At 61.1% G+C, this 4,316-nt stretch carries 6 protein-coding genes and 1 pseudogene; 6 read left to right on the top strand and 1 reads right to left on the bottom strand.

Annotation, left to right across the window (positions count from 1 at the left end; all coding sequences use genetic code 11):
• The first annotated feature begins 36 nt into the window (after window positions 1–36).
• The 4 genes from cbbX to gph are packed head-to-tail and all read left to right on the top strand — an operon-like array spanning window position 37 to window position 2,948.
• Window positions 37–924: a CbbX protein gene (gene cbbX, locus EN906_RS24575; protein WP_245484324.1), complete on the top strand. Its 888-nt coding sequence runs from the start codon at window positions 37–39 to the stop codon at window positions 922–924.
• Window positions 925–984: 60 nt separating this feature from the next.
• A complete protein-coding gene (gene rpe / locus EN906_RS24570) occupies window positions 985–1,671 on the top strand; it encodes a ribulose-phosphate 3-epimerase (protein ID WP_127267898.1) in 687 nt (228 codons plus the stop codon).
• A gap of 21 nt (window positions 1,672–1,692) precedes the next feature.
• Window positions 1,693–2,250 (top strand): thioredoxin family protein, encoded by a 558-nt coding sequence (locus EN906_RS24565; RefSeq protein ID WP_127267897.1) that lies wholly within the window; start codon window positions 1,693–1,695, stop codon window positions 2,248–2,250.
• A complete protein-coding gene (gene gph / locus EN906_RS24560; RefSeq protein WP_127269852.1) occupies window positions 2,247–2,948 on the top strand; it encodes a phosphoglycolate phosphatase in 702 nt (233 codons plus the stop codon). Before EN906_RS24565 ends, gph begins: the two co-directional genes overlap by 4 nt.
• Window positions 2,949–2,995: 47 nt before the next feature.
• Here gph and EN906_RS24555 read toward each other — a convergent pair whose 3' ends face one another.
• Window positions 2,996–3,376 carry a cytochrome c family protein gene (locus tag EN906_RS24555; RefSeq protein WP_127269601.1) on the bottom strand — a complete coding sequence of 127 codons (381 nt, stop codon included), beginning with the start codon at window positions 3,374–3,376 and terminating at the stop codon, window positions 2,996–2,998.
• A 363-nt stretch (window positions 3,377–3,739) separates the two neighbouring features.
• On the opposite strand from EN906_RS24555, the gene EN906_RS24550 reads away from it, so the two are divergent.
• Both EN906_RS24550 and EN906_RS24545 read left to right on the top strand, forming a co-directional pair.
• The gene (locus EN906_RS24550) at window positions 3,740–3,949 is read left to right on the top strand and encodes a hypothetical protein (protein WP_127269602.1); all 210 of its coding nucleotides are present in this window, start codon (window positions 3,740–3,742) and stop codon (window positions 3,947–3,949) included.
• A gap of 33 nt (window positions 3,950–3,982) precedes the next feature.
• A pseudogene (locus EN906_RS24545) lies at window positions 3,983–4,316 on the top strand (ABC transporter substrate-binding protein); the annotation flags it as partial.

Below are 4,316 nucleotides of genomic sequence, written 5' to 3'. Positions count from 1 at the left end.
ACCAAGTACGCTGCCGCACAGGACGCGACGGTTGATCTGCAGGCCGAGTTCGAGGCGTCCAACATCGACGAGGTCATGGACAAGCTCGACCGTGAACTCGTTGGCCTGAAGCCGGTCAAGACCCGCATCCGCGAGATCGCCGCTCTCCTCCTGGTCGACCGGCTTCGCCGCAAGTTCGGGCTGACTTCGGGCGCCCCGACGCTGCACATGAACTTTACGGGAAATCCCGGCACCGGAAAGACCACCGTGGCGCTGAGGATGGCCGAAATCCTGCATCGTCTGGGCTATGTCCGCGAAGGCCACATGGTCGCCGTGACGCGCGACGATCTCGTCGGCCAGTATGTGGGCCACACCGCGCCCAAGACCCGCGAGGTGATCAAGCGTGCCATGGGCGGCGTGCTTTTCATCGACGAGGCCTATTATCTCTACAAGCCCGAGAACGAACGCGACTACGGCCAGGAATCGATCGAAATCCTGCTGCAGTGCATGGAGAACAACCGTGACGATCTGGTTGTGATCCTTGCCGGCTACAAGAACAAGATGGACCGCTTCTTCGACAGCAATCCCGGCATGCGTTCGCGCATCGCCCATCACCTCGATTTCCCCGACTATGGCGTCAGCGAACTGAAATCGATCGCCGAGATTATGCTCGCGGAGCAGAATTATCGCCTCAGCGAGGCGGCGTCCCGTGCGCTCGAAGAGTATCTTCCGATCCGCATGAGGCTGCCGCATTTCTCCAACGCGCGTTCGGTCCGCAATGGGCTCGACCGGGCGCGGCTGCGGCAGGCCAACCGGCTTTTCGCATCGCGCAGCCGGGTGTTGACCAAAGCCGATCTTGTCACCATCGAGGAATCCGACATTCGCGGCAGCCGCGTGTTCGCGGAAGGGAAACTCGAAGGCGAACCGGAGACGAAGATGCGCTGACGGGATGGAGCCGGCTGGCGCAGCGACCAACACCCGCAGACAGAATTGGAGACGACGACCATGGTCACCAGGACAATCATCGCACCCTCCGTGCTTTCCGCGGATTTCTCGCGGCTCGGCGATGAGGTCGAAGCTGTCGTGCGGGCGGGTGCCGACTGGATCCATCTCGACGTGATGGACGGCCATTTCGTACCCAACATCACCTTCGGTCCGCCGGTGATCAAGGCGATCCGCGACCGAACGGACAAAATTTTCGATTGCCATCTGATGATCGCGCCGGCCGACCCCTATCTGGCCGCCTTCGCCAACGCCGGCTGCGACATCATCACGGTGCACGCCGAGGCCGGGCCGCATCTCGATCGTTCCCTGCAGGCGATCAAAAATCTCGGCAAGAAGGCCGGCGTATCGCTGAATCCTTCGACGCCGGAGAGCGTCATCGAGTATGTGCTCGACAGGCTTGACCTAGTGCTGCTGATGACGGTCAATCCAGGCTTTGGCGGCCAGGCCTTCATTTCCGCGGTCATCGAGAAGATCAGGCGAATCAAGGCACTGGTTGGCCACCGCCCGATTGACATCGAAATCGATGGCGGCGTCACGGCCGAAACCGCCCCGCTGGTCGCCGCGGCCGGGGCCAATGTGCTGGTCGCCGGGTCGGCCGTGTTCAAGGGGGGCACCGAGGCGGCTTATCGCACCAACATTGGAGCCATCCGACAGACGGCCGACGGTGCGATCCGGAAAGCGGCGTAAACAATTCCATCGGAGGCAAGCATGGCGGCCGTCCCCCCTGTCTGCGATTTCGGCTGGCGCGCCATCGATGCCGTTTTGCCTGGCGTCGACGGCAGGTCGCATTCGATCTTCAGCCAGGCCGGCCCGAACGGTCTGGTCGTGGCCTTCATCTGCAATCACTGCCCTTATGTGAAGGCAGTGATTTCACGTATCGTGCGCGATGCCAACGACCTCAAGGCCGAAGGTATCGGCTTTGTCGCGATCAACTCAAACGATGCCGACACCTACCCGGAGGATTCCTTCGACCAAATGAAGCTCTTCGCCACGACGAACGGCTTCAGCTTCCCTTACCTGCACGACCAGCACCAAACTGTGGCGCGCGATTACGCAGCCGTGTGCACTCCCGATTTCTTCGGGTTCAACAGCGAGTTGGGACTGCAATATCGCGGTCGGCTGGACGCCTCGCGACGAGAAGCCGGAGCGCCCGGGCTGAGACGCGACCTGTTCGAGGCGATGAAGCAGGTTGCCCGAACCGGCGACGGGCCGCTGGACCAGATCGCCTCGATCGGCTGCTCGATCAAGTGGAAGGATGCCGCATGAACGTCGGTGCAGGTAGGCCGCTTCGATCGCCGAAGGCGATCCTGTTCGATCTCGACGGCACGCTGGTCGACTCGGCACCGGACATAGCGGCCGCCGTCAACGAACTGCTGGCCAGTCGCGGTCTGCCGCCGCTGCGCCTGGATCAGGTCACGGCCATGATCGGCGGCGGCGTCAGGAAATTGATCGAGCGAGCCTTCGCCGCGTCGGGAGCGCCACTGCTCGGCAACGCTCTCGATGAGGCCCATCGCGTCATGGCGCCTATCTACCGCCGGCATCTGACCGGCCTGACAAGGCTGATGCCTGGAGTCAGGGAGGCTCTCACCCACTTTCATTTGGGCGGAGTAAGCATGGGCGTGGCAACCAACAAACCGCAGTTGGCGACCCGCGAAATCCTGCTTCATTTCGGATTGACGGAATATTTCGGCGCAATCGTTGGCGGAGACGCGGTGACATTCCTGAAACCGGCGCCCGATGCCCTGCTGCTGGCGTTGGCACAGCTTGGGGTCGACGCCGGTGACGCGCTGCTGGTCGGAGACAGTGGCGCTGACCTGGGTGCCGCACGCGCCGCCGGCATGGCCGTCATTCTGTTGCGCGGCGGCTACAGCCACATTCCGGTGGAAGAGCTTGGCGCCGACCTTGTTTGCGACAGCCTTTTCGATCTGCCTTCGGCCATGCAGAAGCTGCAAGCCGATGCGTGATCAAGGCGTCCGCCGGCCGAACGCAAATTCGAACGGCCGGCTGCGCTCTATTTCGAGAATTGCTTCAGATAGGCAATGACATTGGCGATGTCTTCGTCCTGCTTGAGGCCGACAAACGCCATCTTCGTTCCTTTGATCATGGCCTTGGGATCGTGAAGATAGGTCTTCAGCGAGGGCTCATCCCATTTGACGCCGGATTTTCCAGCCGCGACCATCGCCTGAGAATAGCTGAACCCCGGGTGTGTCCCAGCCGTTCGGCCTATGACGCCGTTCAACGACGGGCCGACCTTGTTCTTGTCCTGGTCGGCGGCATGGCAGACCTTGCATTTGGCGAAGACCTTCTCACCGGCCGCCGCATCCTGGGCCTGGGATTGGCTCGCCATGAAGGGCACAACGGACATGACTGCGAAAAATGCGATTGCGCGCATGGTATTTCCTCATTGATCGTCTGGGTGCCCTGGACGATTTGCGCATGCCGATCCTTTGATCCGTCTGCATGCGCCTTACGCGGTGGAGTGGAATATCCGCTTCTCCCGTGGAGCCGCGCCGCGTGGCTCAGAAGCTAATTGGCATGTTGTGAAAGTCAATCGTACAAAGGTTTAGAGGCCTGGGTGCTCAAGAGACCTGTCCATTCGTCTTTGTTGACGGCTATCCGGCGAGCGCGTAGCTTGACCTCATTCCGGTTTCTCCATTGGCACCTCGGGAAATCCGGCAAGCGGTGATTTTGTCCTCGCTCCTGGTTGGGCTGGGCTTGCCGATATGGGCGTTTGGGAACGCGCAAGAGGTGCTGAATGGACATGGTCGATCTCATATTGACGGTTTGCCTCAGCGCCAATCCGAGCAATTGCCGAGACGAACATCTCTATTTCGAGAGCCGCGGCACTCTGTTCCAATGCATGATCCTTGCCCCCAGCGAAATCGCGAAATGGTCTCAAGAACACCCGAACCTCAAGGTCATGCGCTGGAAATGCGCATTTCCGAGCAAGGAACGAGCCATCTAATTTGGCAGCGCGGAACCCTGGGGAGGAGGTGTCATGATGGTTTCACGGCGCATGACGCTGCGTCTGGCGGTTCTCGGGACAGCCGCTGTTCTTGCTACCAGGCCGGTCGTTGCGGCAGCCAGGATTCGCCTCGGTGTGCTGAAGTTCGGAACCGTGAGTTGGGAACTCGATACGCTAAGGCGGCACAAATTCGATGCCGCCAACGGGATCGATCTGGAGATCATCGACTTCGCCGGCGAGGATGCAACCAACGTCGCGATGCTGGCTGGCGCGATCGACATGATCGTCTCCGACTGGCTGTGGGTCTCGCGCCAGCGCTCCGAAGGCGGCGACCTCACATTGACCCCCTATTCGACCTCCGTGGGGG

This window comes from Mesorhizobium sp. M7A.F.Ca.CA.004.06.1.1 (genome assembly GCF_003999135.1).
GTDB lineage: Bacteria > Pseudomonadota > Alphaproteobacteria > Rhizobiales > Rhizobiaceae > Mesorhizobium.
This window is presented reverse-complemented; position numbering and strand designations above follow the sequence as displayed.